This window comes from Dawidia soli, from assembly GCF_018598185.1.
In the GTDB taxonomy this organism is placed as follows: domain Bacteria; phylum Bacteroidota; class Bacteroidia; order Cytophagales; family Cyclobacteriaceae; genus Ohtaekwangia; species Ohtaekwangia soli.
In genome coordinates, this window is record NZ_JAHESC010000006.1 from 38,504 (window position 1) to 62,573 (window position 24,070).

Annotated in this window: 18 protein-coding genes; 12 read left to right on the forward strand and 6 right to left on the reverse strand. The window is 54.9% G+C overall.

Annotation, left to right across the window (positions count from 1 at the left end; translation table 11 throughout):
* The first annotated feature begins 14 nt into the window (after nt 1–14).
* The gene (locus KK078_RS05870) at nt 15–530 is read left to right on the forward strand and encodes a PAS domain-containing protein (protein ID WP_254089315.1); all 516 of its coding nucleotides are present in this window, start codon (nt 15–17) and stop codon (nt 528–530) included.
* On the opposite strand, the gene KK078_RS05875 is transcribed toward KK078_RS05870, so the two are convergent.
* Nucleotides 516–3,023: a zinc-dependent metalloprotease gene (locus tag KK078_RS05875; RefSeq protein WP_254089316.1), complete on the reverse strand. Its 2,508-nt coding sequence runs from the start codon at nt 3,021–3,023 to the stop codon at nt 516–518. The two genes, KK078_RS05870 and KK078_RS05875, sit on opposite strands and share 15 nt — an antisense overlap.
* Nucleotides 3,024–3,356: 333 nt before the next feature.
* On the opposite strand from KK078_RS05875, the gene KK078_RS05880 reads away from it, so the two are divergent.
* Nucleotides 3,357–3,854: a hypothetical protein gene (locus tag KK078_RS05880; protein WP_254089317.1), complete on the forward strand. Its 498-nt coding sequence runs from the start codon at nt 3,357–3,359 to the stop codon at nt 3,852–3,854.
* Nucleotides 3,855–3,935: 81 nt separating this feature from the next.
* Here KK078_RS05880 and KK078_RS05885 read toward each other — a convergent pair whose 3' ends face one another.
* The gene (locus KK078_RS05885) at nt 3,936–4,469 is read right to left on the reverse strand and encodes a DinB family protein (protein WP_254089318.1); all 534 of its coding nucleotides are present in this window, start codon (nt 4,467–4,469) and stop codon (nt 3,936–3,938) included.
* A 40-nt stretch (nt 4,470–4,509) separates the two neighbouring features.
* A complete protein-coding gene (locus KK078_RS05890) occupies nt 4,510–6,468 on the reverse strand; it encodes a M1 family metallopeptidase (protein WP_254089319.1) in 1,959 nt (652 codons plus the stop codon).
* A 363-nt stretch (nt 6,469–6,831) separates the two neighbouring features.
* Between KK078_RS05890 and KK078_RS05895 the strand changes: the two genes are divergently transcribed.
* The 9 genes from KK078_RS05895 (at nt 6,832) to KK078_RS05935 (ending at nt 19,808) form a co-directional block, all read left to right on the forward strand.
* Complete coding sequence (locus KK078_RS05895; protein ID WP_254089320.1) at nt 6,832–7,398, forward strand: RNA polymerase sigma-70 factor; 567 nt, start codon at nt 6,832–6,834, stop codon at nt 7,396–7,398.
* 97 nt (nt 7,399–7,495) lie between these two features.
* The gene (locus tag KK078_RS05900; protein ID WP_254089321.1) at nt 7,496–9,337 is read left to right on the forward strand and encodes a T9SS-dependent choice-of-anchor J family protein; all 1,842 of its coding nucleotides are present in this window, start codon (nt 7,496–7,498) and stop codon (nt 9,335–9,337) included.
* Nucleotides 9,338–9,374: 37 nt separating this feature from the next.
* Nucleotides 9,375–10,466, forward strand: a complete 1,092-nt coding sequence (locus KK078_RS05905) for a FecR family protein (RefSeq protein ID WP_254089322.1) — start codon at nt 9,375–9,377, stop codon at nt 10,464–10,466.
* Nucleotides 10,467–10,730: 264 nt separating this feature from the next.
* Nucleotides 10,731–14,294, forward strand: a complete 3,564-nt coding sequence (locus KK078_RS05910; protein WP_254089323.1) for a SusC/RagA family TonB-linked outer membrane protein — start codon at nt 10,731–10,733, stop codon at nt 14,292–14,294.
* 18 nt (nt 14,295–14,312) lie between these two features.
* Nucleotides 14,313–15,782 (forward strand): RagB/SusD family nutrient uptake outer membrane protein, encoded by a 1,470-nt coding sequence (locus tag KK078_RS05915; protein ID WP_254089324.1) that lies wholly within the window; start codon nt 14,313–14,315, stop codon nt 15,780–15,782.
* Between the two features lie 23 nt (nt 15,783–15,805).
* On the forward strand, nt 15,806–17,176 hold the full coding sequence (locus KK078_RS05920; RefSeq protein ID WP_254089325.1) for a zinc-binding metallopeptidase: 1,371 nt from the start codon (nt 15,806–15,808) through the stop codon (nt 17,174–17,176).
* Nucleotides 17,177–17,184: 8 nt separating this feature from the next.
* Nucleotides 17,185–18,567, forward strand: a complete 1,383-nt coding sequence (locus KK078_RS05925; RefSeq protein ID WP_254089326.1) for a DUF4302 domain-containing protein — start codon at nt 17,185–17,187, stop codon at nt 18,565–18,567.
* Nucleotides 18,568–18,643: 76 nt separating this feature from the next.
* Nucleotides 18,644–19,108 (forward strand): hypothetical protein, encoded by a 465-nt coding sequence (locus KK078_RS05930; RefSeq protein WP_254089327.1) that lies wholly within the window; start codon nt 18,644–18,646, stop codon nt 19,106–19,108.
* An 82-nt stretch (nt 19,109–19,190) separates the two neighbouring features.
* On the forward strand, nt 19,191–19,808 hold the full coding sequence (locus KK078_RS05935) for a DUF1684 domain-containing protein (RefSeq protein WP_254089328.1): 618 nt from the start codon (nt 19,191–19,193) through the stop codon (nt 19,806–19,808).
* A 115-nt stretch (nt 19,809–19,923) separates the two neighbouring features.
* Here KK078_RS05935 and KK078_RS05940 read toward each other — a convergent pair whose 3' ends face one another.
* Together KK078_RS05940 and KK078_RS05945 are read right to left on the reverse strand one after the other, a co-directional pair.
* Nucleotides 19,924–20,247, reverse strand: coding sequence for a DUF6686 family protein (locus KK078_RS05940; RefSeq protein WP_254089329.1), 324 nt, complete (start codon nt 20,245–20,247; stop codon nt 19,924–19,926).
* Nucleotides 20,248–20,845: 598 nt separating this feature from the next.
* On the reverse strand, nt 20,846–21,886 hold the full coding sequence (locus KK078_RS05945; RefSeq protein WP_254089330.1) for a formylglycine-generating enzyme family protein: 1,041 nt from the start codon (nt 21,884–21,886) through the stop codon (nt 20,846–20,848).
* Between the two features lie 532 nt (nt 21,887–22,418).
* Between KK078_RS05945 and KK078_RS05950 the strand changes: the two genes are divergently transcribed.
* Entirely contained in the window at nt 22,419–23,405 is a 987-nt protein-coding gene (locus KK078_RS05950) for a GlxA family transcriptional regulator (protein WP_254089331.1), read from the forward strand.
* 17 nt (nt 23,406–23,422) lie between these two features.
* On the opposite strand, the gene KK078_RS05955 is transcribed toward KK078_RS05950, so the two are convergent.
* Nucleotides 23,423–23,932: a class I SAM-dependent methyltransferase gene (locus KK078_RS05955; RefSeq protein ID WP_254089332.1), complete on the reverse strand. Its 510-nt coding sequence runs from the start codon at nt 23,930–23,932 to the stop codon at nt 23,423–23,425.
* Nucleotides 23,933–24,070 lie beyond the last annotated feature (138 nt).

Genomic DNA, 24,070 nt, shown 5'->3' on the forward strand with positions numbered 1-24,070 from the left:
CGTGCACAGTAGTTATGAAGCGAAAAAAGAAACAGCCGCCCAAGATGTTTCCCCTGCTCTGCTGGGATATTGCAGCGCAGGGCATGCAAAAGCTTTACACCAACCAGGAGGTTCGTATGCTGACTACCCTGGCTGCCAGGTTTGACTGGAAGATCGACATACCCCAACTCATGCAAAAACCGCACGAGGCCATTGTCGTGACCGATCTGCAACAGCGCATCTACTGGGCCAGCCCGGGTTTTTTATCCATGACCGGCTACACGCCCACCTTTGCCAAGAACAAACGCCCGGTGTTTTTACAAGGTCGCAACACCAGCACCGCCACCCGCGCCGCCATCCGGCAGGCTATCGCCGGGCGGCAGCCCATACGCGCCGCCCTGATGAATTACCGTAAGGACGGTACTGAGTACCTTTGCGAAGTAGATATCGTGCCCATCAGCAACTCCAAAAACACCGTCACACATTTTGTCGCGTTTGAACGCGAAGTGCCCGTTCCTCCGGAAGCCACTGACGCGTCATTTTCCCTCTAACCGGTCTTGCAGATAGCGTAGGTGGTATACCGTCATCGCGTCCTTGGTGCGGGTCAGGGCTTTCCTGACGTGAAGCAACACCTCGTTCTTTTTGTTGCGGATCACCACGTCGGCATCGTATATATCGCGCGAGTTCTTGCTGAGCTCCACCAGCTTGTCCACATAATAACGCTGCAATGCGCGGCGGTAGGGACTGATCGTGGCAAAGGTTGCAAGTTCCGTCCACATGTGACGGTCCAGGTCGTCCATGAATTCGTTCAGCGTGTAGGCCCGCGTAGGGTAGAGGGCTTCCGCTTCCGCAAGTTTGGTGAGTGTATTCTGGCTCAGCAGCGTGTTCAACACCATTTCCTGGTTGGTAGTAATGATCTGCGTCGGGCTTTGCCCTGTACGCGCCAGGATGGCCGTGTCGAGCAGCCAGGTGGGCGGTGTAAATACGTTTCGCCCAAGAAAGGCCATGGCATCGCGTTGCAGGGCGGCGGGTACGATGCGGTACACCGGTCCGATCTGCTCGGCTGACTTGACCGTTTCGTATGTACCCCCGATATAGCGCAACACGTGGTTGACGTAATAGGTGAATTGCCCCGTGAGACCTCCGTATAGCTGCGACAAGTTCCTATACCCTTCGTTGGGCTGGTAGGTCCAGGCTACCAGCCGGGGCACGATGCGCTTCAGATTCTTAATGCCAAGCTCGCCGGCCTGCATGGCGTTATCACCCAGGTCCTCGGTTTGCACCCGTGGGTCGTCGGTCGAAAACTCGGAGGCAAACCACATGGCCGGCTGCTTCATCTGTTCAATGATCCTGCCGTTCAGGAAAGGGATCTCCCGTTCGGACGTCGAGATGTCGGGAAAGAGCCGGTAGCCATACTCGATGGCCCAGCGGTCATACTCGCCGATGCGGGCAATGAGTCCTGCCTCCGTCACGCTGTCTTCCGGTTGCGCTACATAGTTGAAACGTGAGTAATCCATGATAGAAGGGGTATGACCATTGGCTTCCAGCCATTCCCGGTCGCGTAGCCTGGCTACGGGCACCGTAGAGCTGGCGCCAAAGTTGTGTGTAAGCCCCAACGAGTGGCCTACCTCGTGCGAGGCAACGGAGCGGATCAGCTGTCCCATCAGCTCATCGTCAAAATTCATCTTCTGCGCACGCTTGTCGGTCATGCCGCACTGGATCATATACCAGTCGTGCAGGATCGACATCAAATTGTGATACCAGTTGATGTGGCTTTCGAGGATCTCACCACTGCGTGGATCGGTAATGATCGGTCCGGCCGCGTTGGCAAATGTAGAAGGTTTGTACACAATGGCCGAGTGGCGCGCATCCTCCAGGCTCCAGTTCGGCATCGCCTCGCTGCTTGGCGCTTCCTTTGCCTGAATGGCATTCTTAAACCCGGCACGCTCAAAGGCCGGTTGCCAGTCTTCCACACCTTTGATGAGGTAGGGTACCCACTTCTTCGGTGTGGCGGGGTCGATATAGTATACAATAGGCTTTTGCGGTTCTACCAGCTCGCCGCGCTTGTATTTCTCGACATCTTCAGGCTTAGGCTCCAGGCGCCAGCGCTTGATGTAATTCACGACTTTGACGCCTTGCGGGTTGGTGTTGTAGTCGGTATAACGCTCCGTGAAATACCCCACGCGTTTGTCTGCAAAGCGCTTGCGCATGGGCTTCCTGGGAAGCATGATAATGGAAGTATTCAGCTCCAGTGTAAAGGTGGCTTCGCTGGAGGACTGACTGTAAGTCTTGATCGTCCGGATCTCGACGTTCATCGGGAAGGCATTGACAGACTTGATATACGACATGTTCGACAGTACGTCGCCGATCTTCATCGTCCGCCGGGAGGCGGCATTAAAAAAGAAAATATCGTTGTTGCCGTTCAGGTAATCGGTGATGTCGATCAGGCTGCCCTTGCCATTCGGCGTATAGGCGCCGACACCAAAGGCGGCCGTCAGCGGTTGCAGGTTCGAGCGGACCACGGCATTGAACATGGCGGTGCTGCTGTCACCGGCATTGTCTTCGTAGGTAATGCGCCGGAGGAATAATTTATGATTAGGGCCTTTCTCGAAGCGTATGATCAGCGAGTTGATCTGGTCGCCGGCATAGCCGGTATATTCCGGACGAACGCCTGCAGCGCCTTGTGCGATCCGGCTTACGATGAGGAGGTCGCGCCCCAATAAGCTGTCGGGTATTTCAAAATAGTATTTGTCCTCAAGCTTGTGCACGGTAAAGAGGCCCTTGCGCGTGATGGTGCCGGGCTTTACAATCGAGTAGTAGCTTGAGCTCCTGGGTGCCATCGACTGCGAGTTGCCGGCAGGTACGGAGGCGGAGGTAAGCTGCTCGAGCGAATCCCGCCGGGAGGTATCCTGCGGTACCTTCGGGATGGATAACGATGTGGGGGCCTGTATGGGGGGAGGAGCTTGCGTGGTGTCCTGCGCATAGCCCTGTAAACACAGAACAAGACAGCAGGCAGCCGCCGCGAACAATACGATACTTCTCATGCGCTGTTTTTCTATGGTGATAAATAGATAACTGAAAAATGGTTCCAGTTATTTTTAAATAAGTTAACCGTTTTCACGCGGAGGAGTTCCGACAATCAGGCTGGTTTTCATACGTCTGACCGAAAACACATCACACTCGTCGAGTCTGCGATACTACCGATCGATACATTATATCTGTGGACCACAGGAGGTGTGGAAGATAGCGGTCACTTGGGGGAAAAATACCGGCGTGAGAGGAGAATGGGGAAAACGATGTGGCTGGCGGGTATGGCATACTTTTGTTACTTACAAGCATTAGTAAAATGCAAATCTCCACAGAATAAAAAAGATGCTATGAAAACCTTCATGATTACACTGGTAGCCGTGGCGGCCCTGGGCCTGGCCTCGGTACAAGCGCAGGTGTTAGATTCCACGCGCGTCAAGCAAACAGATCCGACCTACAACCCGCCCACGCAGGTTCCCGGCGATCAGTATATCCAACGTGATTACCTGCAGATCCGCTCGAACGAAGCACCCACTTCACTTCGCTCAACGCTGAAAGGCAACGACTATACGGGCTGGGAAAACGGCATGCTGTATCGCAACCGTACGAACAACGGTTACATGCTCCGCATGGGGGAGGGTGCCGACACCCGGAGCTTCTATTTTGATAAGAGCGGCAGAAAGATCGATCCTCCCGCAGGCGCACCCGGCACAAACCGGCAGATGGAGACCCCCACGCCCGAATCACAACGCACACAGCCGCAGACACAACCTGCGCAGCCAGGTGCCCAACCCGGCGCACAGCCCGGCAATCCTCAGCCTGGCACACCGCCGCAGCCTAAAAAATAAAGAACACACATAACGAGCACACCGCAAAGCACCCACGAAGCCCGCATGGCAACGTGGGTGCTTTCATTTTGCGGGGCTGTATCAATAGCCCCTCACGGTAAGATAAAAGTTATAGTCCGTCATCGGGGCGTCTGTAAACCCGAGGTTCCGCCCGATCGTAATAACCTGCCCGCGGTGATATACGCTATGCGTCATCGTATGGTGTAAGAACTCCGCGCGGCTCCGGATGCCGTTTGCCCACGGCGAGTTAAATTCGACCACGTCCGTGATCTCCTCGTCCGACAACCCCTCTATATATTCGCGCACTTCGGTCGAAGACGCGACGATCCCCTGCAGTATATCCTCCAGTGTCCCGTCAAATCCTTCCCATATATAGGACTTCGGCGCCGGCTTTTGTTGCAACACGGAAAGCCAAAACCGCTCGGTGTCCCAAATGTGCAGCAGCGTCAGCTTAATGCTCGGATAGCTCGATGGCACCGTCTGCTCCAGCAGATCAGCGGGCTTGGTACGAAGGAACGAGATCAACGTTTCATGCGCCCATTGGTTGTAGCGGGCGTAGTCCTTAACAAGTGTGGAAAGTGTAAAGACGGTGGGTTTTTCTGCTGCGGGGTTCATATTGTTTTGGGGTTAAGATTTGGGCGTCCGCTTTCGTCCGTTATTGTGCCTTCCACTGATTATTTTTCCGGTTCACATCCGGCAGCTTGATTGCCTGGTCCAGTGTGACGCTGGTTAATTTGCTGGTGGATTTGTAAACAAACTTCCACGTGCTGCCGTGCTGCCAGATCTCTACCGGCAGTTTCACCTGCCCGGTCTTGCCATTGCTTTCCACAATGTCTGCCGTTACAGGCATCGGCATCTTCTGCTGGTTGGCGATGGTGATGATCGCTCCTTTTGCCGGATCGTTATCCACATAGTCCACACGTGTTACCGCCTGGTCGATCTTCCAGTCGTACATAAACCATCCACGCCAGAACCAATCCAGCGTCTCGCCGGTATAGTTCTCGATGCAGTGAAAGAAGTCCCACGGCGTGGGGTGTTTAAATGCCCACCGGTGCACGTAGTACCGCATGGCGCTATCAAAGCGCTCGGAGCCCAGCACTTGTGTACGCAGCAGCGTCAGGCCGAGGCCGGGCTTGAGATACGCCATGCCGCCCAAGTTACGGCCCGCGATCACATCGGGGATGTTCAGGATGGTCTCCACACTGTCGTGAAACACATAGTTGGTCTGGAACTGCATGGGGAAGATGTTTCGGATATACTCGCCCTTGTTGAACTGCTCGTCCGCCAGGGTATTGATATAGGTATTAAACCCTTCGTCCATCCACGCAAACTTGCGCTCGTTGCTGCCGACGATCATGGGGAACCAGTTGTGACCAAACTCGTGCGAGGTCACCCCCCACAGCTGTCCGCGTACGGCACGTGCCGAACAGAATACAATGCCCGGATATTCCATGCCGCCGACGACACCCGCTACGTTCACCGCGACGGGATAGGTGTACGGGTAGAGGTATTTGGAGTAAAACTCGATGGAGTGTTTTACATATTCCGTCGAACGGTTCCAGGCTGTGTCTTGCGCGCTCTCGACCGGATATACCGACATCGCCAGCGACTTCTTTCCTTGCGGCAGGTTGATGCGGGCAGCATCCCACACAAAGGACCTGGAAGCCGCCCACGCTATGTCGCGGGTGTTCGTGCACTTGAACTTCCACGTGAGGCGGGTCTTGCCGCTGGGGCGTGTAGCGGGATCCGTTACTTCGGCGGCCGTGCGCAGCGCTACGGTCTGATCGCTGCCTTGTGCTTGCGCCCAGCGCTTCAGCTGGTCGGCCGTCAAAACGTCCTTTGGGTTCAGCAATTCGCCCGAGCCCACCACGATGTGGCCCGCGGGGGCATCGATGTTATAGGTAATGTCGCCATACTCCAGGTAGAACTCGCCCTGGCCCAGGTAGGGCAGCGTGTTCCAGCCATAGACGTTGTCGTATACACACATGCGCGGATACCATTGCGCAACCTCGTAGATCCAGCCGTTCTTTGTTTGCAGACGGCCCATGCGATCGGTACCGTATTCGGGAATAGCGAACGAAAAGTTGATCTTAAACACTTGCTTGCCGCCATTGGCTTTGATGGGCCTGGCCAGCCTGATCTGCATGCGTGTATCCTCTACGGTGTAATTGGCATCGGCCTCTTTGCCATCCTGTTCTACTTTCACTGCCTGCAGTGTGTAGCCACCGTCGAAAGCGTTGCGGTTCGCCCAGCGGCCACCGCTCACGGCTGTGGCGGCGACGCCCCGCGACGTGGGGTTGTAGATGTTCTGGTCGAGTTGCAGCCATACGAACGACAGCGCCTGCGGGCTGTTGTTGGTATAGGTGATCGTTACGCTGCCGGTGATGCTGTGAATGGCATCGTTCAGCGAAGCGTCTATTTTATAATCGGCACGGTTCTGCCAGTATTCGGGGCCCGGCGTGCCATCGGCTGCACGCACTTTATCGCCATAGCTGGGGTAGAAGAAAGGCGCAAAGGCCTGATGCTGATCGTATGGCGAAGATTGCTGGGCAAATGCCGCCAACGTCGCTGCCAGCAGGCAGCAGAAGAACAAGGGGATTTTAATGAAATTCATGTCGTTGCTCAAAAAAAGAGTTTGGTTAATGTTGTTGCATAATACTGCAAATAGCCCGTTTACACCAGCATTTTTTATCCCCGGTGGAAGTCCTGACCGACAGGCGGCCTGTCCTACCGGCAAGCAGATTCGTCGCTCCGGGGCGTGCCGCGAGCGCCTGCCGGGTTCCAATTTCAGAAATCCGTAATCTGTGCAGTCCGCGGAACAGATGTGATAACACCGTTAGCGGAAAATGGTCTTAAAAGCCCGTTTAAATTTCGCTGTTGAGCGTTTTACAAAATTTTCCTACGGTTTAAATGGTAAGATTGATAATTTTATCGCTTGGATTAACCTCCCCACCCTCCCCACGACAAACGCGAACAGGTGAAAGAGTATTCTGAAGAGGATCTGATCAGGCATTTACGAGAAGGGCACGAGCAGGCTTTTAAGGTCATATTCGATACCTATTACAGGCCCCTGACCCTGTTTGCCCTCAAGTATACCGGGGGCGATGTGGAGGAGGCGAAGGAGATCGTACAAGAGTTTTTTGTGCGGTTCTGGTCCAAACGCCAGGATGTTACCATACGCTTTTCCCTCAAGACCTATTTGTACGCCGGCGTGCGCAATGCCTGTCTCAATGTGCTCGCATCTTCCAAGGTAGCGCAACGCAAGCTGCGTGATTATACCGTGCCCGAGGTATCCAGCGACAACGCCCTCGAGCTGATGCTCGTGGCCGAACAGGAAGACCTGCTGATGCAGGCCATCGACCGCCTGCCCGAAAAATGCCGGCAGATCTTTTCCCTCAGCCGCATGGAAAAACTTTCCAACCAGGCCATTGCCGACCGCTTGCAACTATCCGTCAAAACCGTCGAAGCCCAGATCTCCATTGCACTAAAACGTTTACGGGAAATATTGATTTCGCTTTTCCTGATGATCGTTTCTTGGGGCTGAAAAAGAAATTGAAAAATTTTCTGAAGGTCTTTAAGGGGTGCTGCAAAATTTCCTGTCTTGGGTACAGTTTATCGTATTCCTAAGCCTAAGAACTTCTATGCAGCAACTCTACTCTGGCCCGCATACCTGTCGTCCGTGGTATAAAAGACTTTCCCGCCGCGCATGGCTCCTGTTTATACTCGTGGGCGCGCTCGCCGTGGCGAGCCACACGACGTACGCGCAGCAAACTTTCTTTGAAGACTTTAATAACCGCGATTACGCTTTCTCCTTGCCGCCGGGTTGGACCGTCTGGCAAAATGGAGGCGGTATTGGCGATCCATCGCCCTCCTGGTTTGTAGACCGTCCGGGCCTGGGTATCAATCAATATGTACTCTCGCCGCAAGAAGCCACCAAAGAAGGCATGGTGGATGAGGATTGGCTCATGACGCCCCAGATCACACCCGTTGCCGGTGATTACCTCATGTTCAACGCACGCCGGTCTTTCTTCGAGACGGGCGATATGTTCTATGTACGGATCTCGCGTACCGATGCCCGCGCGCCGGAATCTTTTACCGAACTATTGAAAGCCTATACAGAAGCGGAAATGCCGAGGTCCGTTGGCGACGAGTATAAGCTACGCATCGACCTGTCCGCGTATGTGGGTGTGCCCATACACATTGCCTTTGTGCATACCGCGAACGTTGGGCCCGAAGGCGAATCCGGCATCTGGCTGCTGGACGACGTCGAGGTGCGTCCCATGCAACGTGTATACATTAAAGACGCCATTCTGCGTCAGGCCACCACGCCCCCGCAACCCCCCGTGGTACAGGGCCGCGAAGTGATCATCGGCGGCGCGGCAGAGCTTGTCATGGCCGGTGACTATGACGAAGCGAACCTGACGGCAATGACCTTTTCGCTCGACGGCACCACCGATCTTTCGTTCATCAAAGAGATCATTTTCTACCAGACGCCCTATGAGCTTGTCACCAACGACGATTTCATAAATGAACTGGTGCCTCGTTTCGGCTCGATCGAAAATCCCGGGCAAACATTTACCATTACCGGCGACATGAACATCGCCCTGACGGGCGACCCGTATATGTATATCCGCTTCAAGGTAGACGAGGCGCGCGTGCTGGCGTTCCCGTACCCCGAGTTTGACATCAACCTGGTGAGCTATGTGGTGAATGGTGTGGAATACACGCCTTCTGTGTCGTCTTATTTCGGAACCATCGATATCGTGCCGTCCTCCGTCTTCAACGACAACTTTGCGAATGCCGCCGAGCTTTCGCCTGTATCCGCCCGTTATGGCACCTCTACGATGATGGCCTCGTATGAGCCCGAATATGACTCCGTGGTGTATTGCCATAATTTCGGCGACAGGCGGGTTCACTCGGTATGGTATTATTTTGTGCCGCCCCAGGACGGGATCATCACCGTCGACCTTACCAACTCGCGGTTTAACACCATTGCCGCCATTGTCGATGAAAACATGAAACAGCTGGCGTGCAGCGACGACATCGCAGACGGTCAGACGCGGTCTATTATCTCCGACTTCCCGGTCACGGCGGGCCGCAAGATCTATATCCGCGTAAGCGACCTGGGCAGCCCGTGGGACAACGACAACCAATACGACGGCACCGGCGTGGTGATCATGGACTTTGCCTATGGCCGGCCCGTGGGTACCGAAGACGAGAAACCGCTGTTGCAACTGTCGGAGCCTTTCCCCAACCCTACGTCCCACACGGTATCGTTCGACCTGGCCACCGGCCGCCCCGGCACCGTACAAGTATACCTGCGCGACCTCCTGGGCCGCGCGGTGCAGACGCAGGAATATACCGTAGGGGCCGGTAAGCGCCGCGTATCGCTGGATGTTTCGCATGCGCGAAGCGGTATGTATATACTGCAGGCCGATGGTTATGGCACCCATGCCACGCGTAAGCTGATCATTGCACATTGATCCCCTATATAAAACAGAGCAACCCTTTTTTTAAGTTATGCAAGAGCACGATGAACACGAACGCAAGTGGCACCTGGCGGCCAAAGTCCTGAGCGGCAGCAGCCTGGATGCAGAAGAACAGCTAGCCTGGGAGGCATTGCAGGCCGACAGCCAATTTCAGCTGGAATATGCGCAGGTAAAAAAATACTGGCAGCAGCTCGAAGGACTGCCCTATGGCCGGATCGACGCCGGTCGGGACTGGCAGACCGTCTGGAGCCGCATTCAGCACCAGGTGCCTGCTACCACACCGTCACGGCGCCTGGTGGCACCGTGGTTGCGCTATGCCGCGATCATTGCGCTGTGTGTAAGCGTCGCGTTCTTTGCCGGCTGGAAGCTCAGCGGCCCGGCGGCCGGCCCGGGCGCCGCGCACGCGCTGACCGTGATTGAAGCCCCCCCCGGCTCGAAGACGCGCGTCACGTTGCCCGACAGCTCCACGGTATGGCTCAATGCCAAAAGCCGTCTGTCGTTCGATGAACGCTTTGGGGTGGACAATCGCAACCTGGCGCTGGAGGGAGAGGCCTTCTTCGACGTCATAAAAAGCGACATGCCCTTTCGCGTGCGCACGCCGCTGTACGACGTAGCGGTACTCGGCACGGCGTTCAACGTCAAAGCTTACGCAGACGATGATCGTGTCATCACAACCCTGGTACACGGCTCTGTGCGCATCGAGCGCAAGAACGATGCCGGTGCAACGGAGGTGATCATGCTCAAACCGAATGAGAAAGTAACAGCCTATCGTACGACGCCTGGCGGGCCGGCTTTCTCCGGCAGGTACCGCTATACAGTAGATCGGGGCATCGATGCCGAAATGGAAACCGCCTGGAAGGACGGCTGGCTGTCCGTACAGGGGGAGTCGCTGCTGGAACTGGCCCGGAAGCTCGAGCGGGTGTACGACATCAAAATAGACTTTGAAGGAAAGACGCTGGAGAATTACCGGTACACCGGCCGTCTGCGTCAGCTAAGCCTCGAGCAAGTGTTGAAAGCGCTGTCGCTCACATCGCCGGTGGCCTTCACCATAGACGAGAAGAAGGTTACACTGCGCGAAGACAAGTCGTCGACGTCGAAGTACCGGTCGCTGCAAAACCCGTAAAACCATTTTTATCATAACGAACCTAAAGCATCAACTATGAACATTCTGTACAGCCACCACACATAAGCCCCTTGCGCCAAAAAAAAGGGACCAAAAGATGCCGTCACATCTTCTGATCCTGAAGGGCTGGAAAACAGTCTGCCTCGTCCTTTCGGGCGAAGGCCTACCTTCTTTTTGTTAACCAAAACCCATCTTAATTCTATGAAAAAAATAAGATACGGCCAAGCCTGTGTCTGGTCGGTATTGAATAAAATAACGGTGGTTATGAAAATCTGGCTTTTACTGATGATTCCGATAGGGGTTGCCCTGGCAGGCAACGCCCACTCGCAAAACCTCAGCCTGGAGTTGAACAACGTAACCCTGCGCGAAGCTTTCCGGGCTATCGAGAAGAAAAGTGAGTATTCGTTCTTCTTCAACGACGCTTTCGCGGATCTGAACAAACGCGTGTCGGTATCGGCCAAGGACGAGCCGGTGGCAAGCGTGCTGTCGCGCCTGCTCGCACCCACCGGGCTGACCTATAAATTGCTGGACGAAAAGCTCATCGTCATCGCCCCGCGCAATGCCCCACCCGTTGTCGTACGCGGCCGTGTTACCGGGGCCAGCGACGGCCAGCCGTTGCCCGGTGTGAACGTAACCGTCAAAGGATCGGGTAAAGGCACCATTACCAACGCGAACGGCGAGTATACGCTTGAGGTGGAAAGTGGTTCCATGCTCGTTTTTACTTTTATCGGTTATTCGCCGGTGGAGGTATTGATCCAGTCGCAAACGACTGTCGACGTACCGATGAAAGAAGATATCGCGACGCTGAGCGAAGTGACCGTGGTGTCTACCGGCTACCAGGAGGTCGACAAGCGTCTCTTTACCGGTTCGGTCGTGAGCCTGGACGCCAAGGAGATCAAAACCGAAGGCACCGTCGACGTCAGCCGTATGCTGCAGGGCCGTGCGGCGGGTGTATCGGTACAAAACGTATCGGGTACCTTTGGTGCCGCGCCCAAGATCCGCATTCGCGGCGCCACTTCGATCACGGGTGACAACAAGCCCTTGTGGGTGATCGACGGCGTGGTGTTGGAAGACGTCGTGAACGTATCGGCCGAGCAGCTCACCACCGGCGACCCCAGCACCCTGATCGGCTCTTCCGTGGCCGGTCTGAACGCCGACGATATCGAGAAGATCACCATCCTGAAAGACGCGTCGGCGACGGCGTTATACGGTGCCCGTGCGAAAGACGGTGTGATCGTGATCTCCACCAAGAAGGGCCGGGTGGGGAAACCGCTCATTACCTATACCGGTAACTTCTCGTCGTATCTCAAGCCAAGCTACAACAGCTATAACATTCTGAATTCGGTAGACCAGATGTCGGTCTATACCGAAATGGAGCGCAAGGGTCTGCTCAACCACGCCGATGTTTCCAACCTGCGCGACGGGGGGATCTACACCAAGATGTACGACCTCATCAACGGGAGCTATGACGGCGAAGACGGTTTCCAGCTGGATAATACCGACGCCGCCCGCCGGGCGTTCCTGAACCGCTATGCCCTGGCCAACACCGACTGGTTCGACGTGCTTTTCGATAACTCGTTCGTACAAGAACACTCGCTCGGCGTATCGTCGGGCACGGAGTCGTCGCAGTTATACTTCTCCACCAGCTACTACAACGACAACGGCTGGTCCATTGCCGACAACGTAAAACGCTATACGGCCAACGCGCGGGGTAACTTCCGCGTGTCGGACAAGGTGAGCTTCGGCATCATTGCCACGGGCTCCGTGCGCGATCAACGCGCTCCGGGCAGCGTCACACGACAACCCAATGTCGTCGAGGGAGGGTATGACCGCGACTTCGATATCAACCCTTTCAGCTATGCGATCAACACCAGCCGCGTGCTTACCGCGTACAATGCGGATGGGAGCCGCGAGTATTTTACCCGGAACTATGCACCGTTCAACATCCTCAATGAAGTGGACAAGAACTATATCGATCTGGACCAGCTCGATTTCAAGCTGCAGGGCGAGCTCAATTACCAGATCCTGAAAGGCCTGAAGTATGACTTCGTCGGCTCGGCCCGTTCGGTAAACACCGTGACCGAGCACAAAGTAGAAGAAGGTTCCAATATGGCGGAGGCCTACCGCGCGGATGGCTCGCAGCTCATCCGCCAGGGGAACAAATTCTTATACTGGAACCCCGACTATCCGAATGTCGACCCCGTGGTGGTACTTCCGCAAGGTGGTTTCTACAACCGGACCGACGACAAGATGATCAGCTATTACCTCAAGAACCAGTTCACGTGGAACCATACGTTTGGCATTCACAACGCCAACCTTGTCGTGGGGCAGGAGCTGCGGCAGGTGGACCGCCGAGCATCGTTCAGCAACGGTTACGGTTACCAGTATAGCCGCGGTGGCGTGCCGTATACGGATTATCTTCTCCTGAAGCAAATGCTGGAGGCCAACTTCAACTACTTCGGTATGGGCTATGGTTACGAACGTTACGCCAGCTTCTACGGCGGGGCGACCTATTCGTACAACAGCAAATATGTATTAAACGCCACGGTACGGATGGACGGCTCCAATCGCCTCGGCGAATCGTCCACCGCCCGCTGGCTGCCGACCTGGAACGTGAGCGCCGCGTGGAACGTCGACACCGAGAAGTTCATGCAGGATCTTCGTGCCATCGACTTCTTTACCGTCAAAGCCGGTTACGGTCTGACGGCCAATACGGGGAATGCCAATAACGCGTCCGTTGTGTTCCGGAGCGGCACGACCCGCCGCCCGTACCTCACCGACACGGAGTCGCTCATCGGCATTGAAAGCCTCGAGAACTCCGACCTGACGTGGGAGAAACAGTATGAGCTGAACGTTGGTGTCAACGTCGGCTTTCTGAACACCTTTGTCCTGACAGCCGATGTATACAAACGCAACCAGTTCGACCTGATCAGCATCATCAAAACTTCCGGCATCGGTGGCGAGCCCTACAAGGCGATCAACTACGCCGACATGAAATCGCACGGTGTCGATCTGACGTTGGGCGCGACGGTGGTCAATCGCGACAACTGGGGTTGGAATGCCAACTATGTGTTCAGCTACAATAAGACGGAGATCACGTCGCTGAAGAACGAGCCCCGGATCTTCAACCTGGTCTTCCCCGACGGGGGGGCGATGAACGGATACCCGGTACGCGGGTTATTCTCGATCGACTTCCAGGGCCTTGATCCGGAGTCGGGTATGCCGCGTTTCATCAACCACGAGGGTAACCTCAGCTCCGATGTGTTCTTACAGAGTCCCAACGTACAATACCTGAAGTACGAAGGTGCGATCGATCCTACCGTAACGGGGGGCGTATCCAATACTTTCCGGTATAAGGCTTTCACGCTAAACGTATTCCTGACGTATCAGGCGGGTAATAAGATACGCCTGAATCCAGTCTTCAAAACGGCGTATTCCGACCTCGATGCCATGCCGCGCGAGTTTCTCGACCGCTGGGTACTGCCGGGCGATGAGCAGTATACGAATATACCGTCCATCCTCGACCGCACGTCGCTGGCCAACCTTACGGCCGGCTATCCTTACAACAGCTACAACTACTCCACCGCCCGGGTGGCCGACGGGGGCTTCATCCGCATGCGTACGGTATCGCTGGCCTACAACCTGCCGACGAAGCTGTTGTCGACGACCGGCCTGAAGGCTGCTTCGCTCACGGTCACCGGCACGAACCTGTTGCTGTTGTACGCAGACAAACGGCTTTACGGCCAGGACCCCGAGTTCTATAGCTCCGGTGGTGTGGCCATGCCTGTGCCGAAACAGATCACGGCTACGTTAAAACTGAACCTCTAACCTCTTACCACACGTACGATGAAATTATATCGCTCTATATTACTGGTAACAGGCATAGCCCTGGCGGGCTGCGAGGATTTTCTCTCAAAGATCCCCGACAACCGCACCAAGCTCGACTCCAAGGAAAAGATTTCCGAAGTACTGGTTACGGCCTACCCCGAGGGTAACTACATGCCGTTCTGCGAGGCGATGTCCGACAACGTGGAGGACAATCTCAGCCAGTCGCAGGATGTGATCAATACCGATGCCTACTTCTGGCGGGACATTACGGCCACGACGCAGGACTCGCCGGAGAGCTATTGGAACTCGTGTTATGCGGCCATCGCCGCGGCCAACCATGCGCTGCGGGCCATCGAGCAGGCCGGCAGCCCTGCGGAGTACAATGCCGAAAAGGGAGAGGGCCTCATCGCCCGTGCCTATGCGCACTTCATGCTCGTCAACCTGTTCGCGCAATCCTATGAGCCTGCCACGGCAGCATACGTTCCGGGTGTACCGTATGTCACGGAGCCCGAGACGGAGTCGCTGAAGGGCTATACGCGGGGCACGGTGCAATCGGTATATGAAATGATCGAGAAAGACCTCGTGGAGGCGTTGCCGCTGATCAGCGATGAAGAGTATGTGACGGACGACTCCGATGCTTCGGGTGTACCGCGTTACCACTTTACGCGCGCCGCCGCGCAGACGTTCGCGGCGCGTTTCTACCTGTTCAAACGCGATTGGAACAAGGTGATCGAGCACGCCGGCAAAGTCTTCAACAACGGCGACTTCGCCGCCAACCTGCGGCCGTGGAATACGACCTATGGCACCTACTCGGCCGAGCAGATGATGGCGGCCTATACACGCTCGACAGAAAAAGCCAACCTGTTGCTGGTGGGTTGTATATCCAATTGGTATGTCAACTTCCGTATCCTGCGGTACAGCACGGGGATCAACCGCATGCGCGAGGTCATGGCGCCCAATCCTACCGGCGGCAATTATGCCTATTCCCTCATCTCGAATTCGAACCAGATCTATGCGGTGCCCAAATACCGCGAGCACTTTGTGCGCACGAGCACGAATGCGAACACGGGCTTCTCGTATACCTTCATTCCGCTGTTCACCGCGGAAGAGGCCTTGCTGAGCCGTGCGGAGGCGTATGTCCAACTGGAGCGCACGGAAGAGGCCCTGGCCGATCTGAACGTCTGGGTCAGCAAGCGGGTGAGCGGCTACGTGCCGCAGTATCACAACCTGTCGGCTAACAGACTGTATAATTTCTACGGGGAGACGAACAACCAAAAGGCCACGCTGCGCGCCGTGCTCGACCTACGTCGCGCCGAATTCATCCATGAAGGCATGCGCTGGTTCGACATTCGGCGGCACAACCTGACGGTGGTGCACACGACGCGCACCGGCGAGCGTTACGAGCTGAAGCCCGGCGACCCCCGCCGGGTGCTGCAGCTGCCGGCGGAAGCGATCACCCTGGCCGGCCTCGAGCCCAACCCCCGATAATCAACCTGAAACTGCATAAGCGTATGGCACATAAACATATCTTCACCTGCCTTCTCACGCTCGCCTTACTGGGCGTGTCGTGCAGCGACCCGTACAACGATGTAAAGGAAAGCGACATCGACTATGTTACCGGCGACAATAACCGTCCCGAAACCGGGCTCGACACCTGGATCCGTTCCACCTTCACCGAGCCCTACAACATACAGGTAAAATACCGCTGGGACAACTCCGAGCTCGATCCCTATAAAACGCTTACGCCCCCCGACGTCGCCAAAGTGCAAGACGTCATGGATGTGGTCAAGCGCGTGTGGATCGACACCTACAACGAGGTGGCTGATCCGGCGTTCATGAAGGAATATTGCCCCAAACAATTCCTGCTTGTCGGCAGCGCCAACTATAACCAGGACGGCTCCCGCACCATCGGTACGGCCGAGGGGGGGCGTAAGGTTGTACTGTTTGTGGTCAACGAATTTGAAGCCGACGACCGCGAAGAGGTGAAAAACCTGATGCATACCGTCGAGCACGAGTTTGGCCACATCCTGAATCAGACCATCAACTACCAGTCGGAATTCAAAGAAGTGACCGCCGGCAGCTACACTGCCAACTGGGCCACCATACCGGTAGCCGAAGCGCGCCTGCGTGGCTATATCACTCCCTACGCCATGCTGTCGCCCAACGAAGACTTTGTGGAGATGGTAGCCACCATGCTCATCGAAGGCAAGCAGGGCTATGAGCGCATCCTGTCGTGCGAAACGAGCGCTGCCTCCCGCGCGCTCATTCGCCGCAAAGAGCAGCTGGTGGTAGACTACTTCCAGGAAAAATTCGGTATCAATTTCACGACGCTGCAAACCCGGGTACAGGAGGCTCTCGAGGAGCTGGCGCCCGCCACGCCCGAGCCCGAGCTGCCGCCGGTGTTCGATGTGTGGGGGTATGGCAAAGACTCTGTCGCCCTGGAATTTGATCTGTCGCGCTATACCTATCCGCAAGGTTTCGGCGAGGCCTTTGTCTTGGACTACAACGCCGTGGCCAAAGAGAAAGGCCATCAGCTGGAGCTATACTTCCGCCTGGTCTTTACCGACGAAACGCACGTTCAGCTGCAGCGATACTACCGTCGCACCAACGCCGCCGGCGAGCGCGAGTATCTACTGGCGACATTCGGCTTCGAGGTGATTCAACAGGACAACGGAGCATACGCACTGTACTATGATTACTCGCCGAACGAAGCCGGGCAATGGCTGATGGACCACGAGGCGTATCACATCATCGACTACTTCGCGCTCAACCAGTTCAGGATCGAGTGGGAGCGCACATCCTGCCCCGGCAGCGGCTGGGTGGGCTTATACCCGGTTAACGAACCCAACAACGGTTATACATTTGGTATCCTGGCTAACTGACAATGATTATGTTCCTGCATAAAATGATATCTTTCAATCGTACTATACGTCATGTCCTGCTGATCGCGGCCGCCGCCCTGTCTATGGCGGCTTGCGACCGGGACTATGAATCGATCTTTGGCGAGTCGACAGACCAACGCATCCGTGAAGCCATGGGTGAATACCAGACGCTGCTCACCAGCGCACCGAACGGCTGGCGCGCCATGCTCTACACGGGCTCGGGTGGAGGCTACTTCTATCACCTTCAGTTTAACGAAGACGGCAACGTGACCATGTTTTCGGACTTCAATGAAACGACGGCCGCCACCCCCAAGTCCAGTGAGTGGGTGCTGAAGGCATTGCAAAAGATCACGCTCACGTTCGAGACCTACTCGTATATACACCTGCCGGCAGACCCCGACGGAGAGACGAGTGGCGGGACCAACGGCTCCGGCCTCTTGTCGGACTTCGAGTTTACATTCGTTCGCACCGCGGGCGACAGCGTTATCATGAAAGGCCTGCGTTACGCCAACGAGCTGGTATTAATCAAGGCCACCGCGGAGGAGCGGGCGCAGATCGCGGACGAACGGGTACGTACCTTGCTGGAAGCCACCAAGGCCTATACGGCCGCGAACAACGGCCTGCGCCTGGAGCTTCCCAACGGCAAGATATTGCCGGTGCGTTTTGAAGTGACCCGCAAGATCTTCGGCGCACAGTATCTCTCCGCAGACAACAGCCAGATCGTTACCTTCCGTACGCCTTTCACCCTGTCCCTGGACGGCATTCAACTGCGCGACGCGTTGCAGATCGACGGTTATAGCATCCGGGCATTGCATTGGGATGCCGACAACGGAGTGTATACCGCACAGCTGGCCAATCCGGTAGCCTTGTATAACGACACGGACCCACTCATCCTGGAGCCTACCACCACGCTGGCATCCGTCATGGGGCGCGACTATAAAGTGATCGCCATTCCGGCCAATCCATACGAGAACAGGATCCCCGGGCAGTCACGCGACTTTGTCGACATCTACGACATGGCTGCCAGTGAGCTGTCACAACGGGCGACGCCCATCGGCCTGCACGAAATGTTCTTTGTGTTCGACCCCATCAACCAGGAAATGGCGTTTAATGTGAACTTGTCGCAAGTACAAGGCGGCATCGAACGATACCCGATCGTGGCGCAATGGGTTTATGACTATACCATCGCCGCCGACGGCACCCTGGAGCTGACCTCGAAGCGGTCCAACGAAAGCGCCAACATTACATCCTTCGAAATGCGTACCATACTGCAACACCTGGAAGACGACACCTTCACCCTGCATTACATCGCCGGAGGCTTCGACCTTATCGGCGGCCTCTATAGTAAGGAGAGCGTCGACTTCACTGTTGCCGGCATCCTGGGCAATTAAAAAAATACTGTTAGTTAGGTTAGTGTAGTCCTGTCGGGCAGTTTTGTCCGGCAGGGCTTACTTAAACAACATCACCATGATCCATTCTATCCGAATCTGTATACTGCTCCTGGTCGCCGCCGGAGGCCTGCTCTCAACGGCTTGCCAGGACGACGACAGCCATTCCAAAACTGCCGCCGACGAGCAAATCGAAAAGCTGACCGGCCGCTGGAAAGCCACCACGGTGACCCTGGACGGCGCCGTTCAGGAGGCTTACGCCGAGACTGTCTTTACCGTATCGCCGCTTACCGCCGGCACGAACATGAGCTACACCATCGAAGAGAACCCTTCGGACAGCCCCTGGCGCGCAGCTTCCGGCGGCCGCCTTTTCTTCGACACCCAGGACCCCACGGAATACCTGACCCGCGAAGACGACGTACGCATTTCCTACGACGTGACAGAGACCACGCTGATCTTTGAATTTACGTACGCCGAGCCTTCTTCCACGGGGCGCACAGACGGCGTTGTCGGCGATTGGAAATTTGTTTTGACGAAAGAGTAATGGCCAATAAAAGCGCTGTCATTCGGCCGTTTTTTCAAGTAGTCCAAAACATTTACTTTTGGTACTCTATAACGTCCATGATATGAAAAAGGTCTTTTTGTTGTTCCTTAGCCTGCTGAGCCTCGACCTATCCGCCCAGAACGATACCACCCGGGCTGCTTCGGAGATCGCGGCGTTTCAAAAAAAGCTCGACGAGGAATACAAGGATCCCAAACAATCGCCGCTGGAGCCGAAAGACCTGCCAAAGTTTAACGGACATGAGTTTTTCGCCGTGGATTTGAGCTACCGGGTTACGGCGAAATTCGTCCGGGTAGAAAATGCATCCTTCTTTCAGCTCAAAACGACTACCACGCGTCTCTCCACGGAACGAATCTATGCCTTTGCCGAGTTTACATTAAAGGATAAGCAATTCAGACTACCCATCTACCAATCGAAAGACCTGATGGCCAGCGCAGAATATGCAGATTACTTGTTTTTTCCTTTCAGCGATCTGACCAATGGGAAGGGGAGCTATGGTGGCGGCCGCTACATAGACCTGAGAATACCTCCGCAAGGGCAGGAGTGGATCATCATCGATTTCAACCAGGCTTATAATCCCTATTGTGCCTACAACCACAAATATTCGTGTCCGCTGGTGCCGGAAGCAAATCAAATGGATATCGAGGTACCGGCCGGCGTGAAGGTTCCGCAGAAGATATGAGATCGGAGGAATGACTATCCATGAGCCGCCTGTCGATCTGTAACACTGGTCGCAAACATCACATTAAGACCGTCGGGAAAGTCGGCACCTCTCTTCCCGGGCGCGTCAAGTAAGCTTATTCACACTTCAGCGCTTCTTCAACTTCGATCATCAGCAGGGTATGGTCGAGGATCTCGTACAACAGCCGCAGCTCGTTGTACGTCATGGCAAACATCATGGAAAAATCGCGTGTAGGAATATAGATGGCGCGCTCGTCATAGTCGGCCAGGCAACATTCTGCTGCAAGTGTTTCACGGATGTATGTGGTGAAATCGGTGGTTTGTGAGCGGCTTAACAGCAGGGAAATGTTGCCAAAGGTGAGGTGCACGGCATTGTGGCAGGTACATTTCTTGGTGAATCCAAAAGAATTCTGGTGGTACGTGATATCCGAGCACAGCATGCGGGTATATATTAAAAATAAAACATCAGGATGCCGGGGGTAAGGCTCCCTGCCGCCATACAGACACTACTGGCGAGCAGGGGCTTACCGTACAGGTTCTTGCTTGTTTTGCCTGTCCCGATCCATTTCTCTTTTTATGTTTTGGCGGGTGAGCCTCCCTGCTTGAATGGTATTCGATGGTTCAAGGCAGGGAGCTCCCCAGTTCAAAAATCGGGAATGCATTCCCACATGCATTCCCTTTCATTACCTAACCTATGAGAGAGTACCAACGGGTCACTTATTGCTAAATGATGGCTCAAAGATGGGAGTCAATCTTATTCGCTTCAATGATTATTTAGAATATTTCTAAATAATACCTTTTGGAGGTGAGGGATATCTATTGATGCTAACTTCCAGGAGGTAGAGAGACAGAAGAAAATGGCGATGATGTTTCGGTAGAAGGGCCGGGATACTCCGGGTCAAAGCCACGTATCCAGCATGGATAAAGCATAGTTAAAGCATAGTTAAAGCACTGATAAGCCACTATAGGTGGTGTTGCTTTATCAGTGCTTTAACTATGCTTTAACTATGGCTGCACATTTGGATTACTATGCTTGATCTAGGATTTATCCTTGACGCATCTAAAACCAAGGTTATTTGAAGCACTCTTCACTTCACCCTTGCCGCGGCTCCCGGCCTTATACCGGATACAATACTCATCACTGCATAGGAAAGACCCCCCACGCTGCACGCGCTTTACCGCTCCGGGCTCATCGGGGTCCAGGCTGTTTTCCGGCCCCTGAGGATTCTTCGCCGGGCTCTGTGCATAATAATCAGGGCGGTAAAAATCCTCGCACCATTCCCACACATTTCCCTCCATGTCATAGAGTCCCCGCGCATTCGGCGGAAAAGATCTTACAGGCGCCAAGGTAGTATACCCATCTTCCGACGTGTTCCCTTCCGGAAACACGCCTTGAAAAATATTGGCGACCCACTGGCCGCCGGGCTTCAGCTCCGTACCCCAATAGTAGGGTTGTGCGTCCTTGCCGGCACGTGCGGCGTACTCCCATTCTGCTTCTGTCGGCAGGCGTTTGCCCGCCCACCGGGCATAGGCGGCAGCGTCCTCGTAACAGACCTGCACGACGGGGTCGTTCGGTCGTCCGTTGATCGTCGTCTTCGGTCCCTGCGGATGGCGCCAGTCGGCACCGGCCATATAGGTCCACCACTGCAGCGGGTTTTCTAACGACACGCTCCGAGCAGGCGGTGTAAACACCGCCGAGCCGGCGACTAAACTTTCTACCGGTATATTTGGAAAATCCTTTGGATCGGGTGCGATCTCCGCCACCGTGCGATACCCGGTAGCCGCCACGAAGGCAGCAAACTCGGCATTTGTCACTTCATGCTCGTCCATCCAAAAGCCATCTACCGTCACGGGGTGCAATGGATGTGCATCCCAAAAGTCCGGCTCTGGAGAACCCATGGTAAACGTGCCGCCTTCGATCCAGATCATCTTTGGTGGCACGGTATCCGTTTGCACGGGGGCCGACGCCGTGGGTTCGGAAGAGGGTGTTTCAGGGGTAGTTTTTGTCTGACAGGCGCTCAGCGATAAGGTCAGGGCCAGCGCTGTCAGCAGGGTCGACGGATGACATGGGTGATGCATGTGTGTAAAATTAGAACTTATGGCCGCTTACCGCGCGCATTTATACAAGTGGTCGAACTCAGCACGGTTGGCGTCGGAATATCGATCCAGACCACCCACGTAATGTCGAAAGAGCTTGATCACGCATATGGAAGGTCGAAAGTCGTACGAAAAAGTGTTGGTTTTAATGAAAAGTCGTACGAAAAAGTGTTCGGTTTAACAAAAAGTCGTACGAAAAAATGTAGAACGTATAAAATACGCTAAAAAACAAGCTATGATACGGTAAGCGTCGGAAGCATTACGTCATTGGAAGGAATCATCGATTCGTAAACCGTTGATTATTCGAGGAGCGCGGCAGGTCGGGATCCCTTCTCCGGCTGTTCGTACATCTATGTCTGATTTCAGGGAAGAATCCTGGATGACTAACCTTCCATTATATGCAATTCATGAAATTCTACGATGGAAAATCGAAGAAGAGGACGGGGCGTGATCTGGACTTTCTGGCGGGTTGATTTGGACAGCGGTCGTGCGTATTTTTATAAAAAAGACCGGTATGAAGCACGCCACGATCCTTGTGCCCAATGGCCAGAGCAACCTCAGCAGTGTAGTGGGGGCTTATAAGTTCCTGATCAAGGCCAATCAGTATTGCGAGCAGCGCGGCGAGGAAAAGATCTTTAACGTCCAGGTGGTCGGCGTGCAATCGCGGGTGGATTTGTACGACGGTCTCTTCTCCATTACGCCGCACGCGCATATCGACGCTGTGAAAAAGACTGACCTGATCATCATTCCCGCGGGGCACTACGACTTTGAACGGCTGGTGGGCGATAACCAGGAGATCGTTGCCTGGGTACAGCACCAGTACAAGCTTGGTGCGGAGGTTGCCAGCATCTGTACCGGTGTTTTTATCCTGGCGGCAACGGGTTTACTGGACGGCAGGGGATGCTCCACGCATTGGAATGCCGCGCGGTCATTCCGCCAGATGTTCCCCAGCGTTACGCTGTTACCCGATAAGCTGGTGACGGACGAGCATGGTCTGTATACCAACGGCGGGGCCTTTTCCTACTTGAACCTGATGCTGTACCTGGTCGAGAAATATTACGACCGGGCGACGGCTGTTTTTTGTGCCAAGATCTTTCAGGTCGATATCAATCGCACGAGTCAGTCGCCGTTTGTGATCTTTGAGGCTCAAAAGGATCACGAGGACGAGCTTATCAAGAAAGCGCAGTTGTTTATTGAGGAGAACCTGCGCGAACGGATCTCCATGGAAGATGTGGCGGAACGGTATACGCTCAGCCGCCGCAACTTTGACCGGCGTTTTATAAAAGCCACGGGCAACACCCCGTTAGAATATCAACAGCGACTAAAGATCGAGCTGGCCAAAAAGATGCTCGAAACCAGCCGCCGCACGGTAAAGGAAGTCATGTACGAGTCTGGCTATGCCGATGCCAAGGCTTTTCGCGAGACGTTTCGTAAGATCACGGGACTGCTGCCGCTGGATTACCGGAGCCGCTACAATAAAGAATTTGTCACCTACCGATAGTGGTCGGCCAAGCCGGTTCACCGCGCTGCGATCACAGCATAGGCGGGAGCCGGCTCAAATATCTTGCTTTGCGTGTCGACCACTTTCCAATCGTCTGCTTTCAACGCGGCCTTGATAGCGGGTACCGTTTTGCGATCTCCTGTTGCCGGCGCCTGGTGAAAGACATATAGTTTGCCGCCGGGCTTGAGAAATTTTTTGACCAACGCCAGTTCGGGTGAGCCGGTCTTCCAGAAGTAGTTTACGTTAAACGCCACGATCTTGTGGAACCCTTTGTCGGGCAATGGCGCATCGTAAAGGGTCGCGGCGAGCAGGTTCACCTTTTTGGTTGTAATCCATTCTTCATTGCGTTTTGCCGCCCGGGTGATCATGGGCTGGGATCTGTCAAGGGCAACAATAATTCCTGTTGTCAGGCCTTCCGCGAGCGAGGCTACCAGCAGGCCGGCGCCGCATCCAATTTCCAGAATGTGATCAGTAGCGGCTGCGTCGATTACGGTAGCAGCCCAGGCGAAGCGGGCGGGTATGGCCATTGGTGTTGTTTATATGAATTTCGGTATTTATTTCGCGAATGGCAACTATCCTTTGTTTAGCATGCGATAGGTACGATTGGAAATATCGGTCCATAGATCATTCAATACGTGCTTTTCATGGGTATATTTCGACCTCCG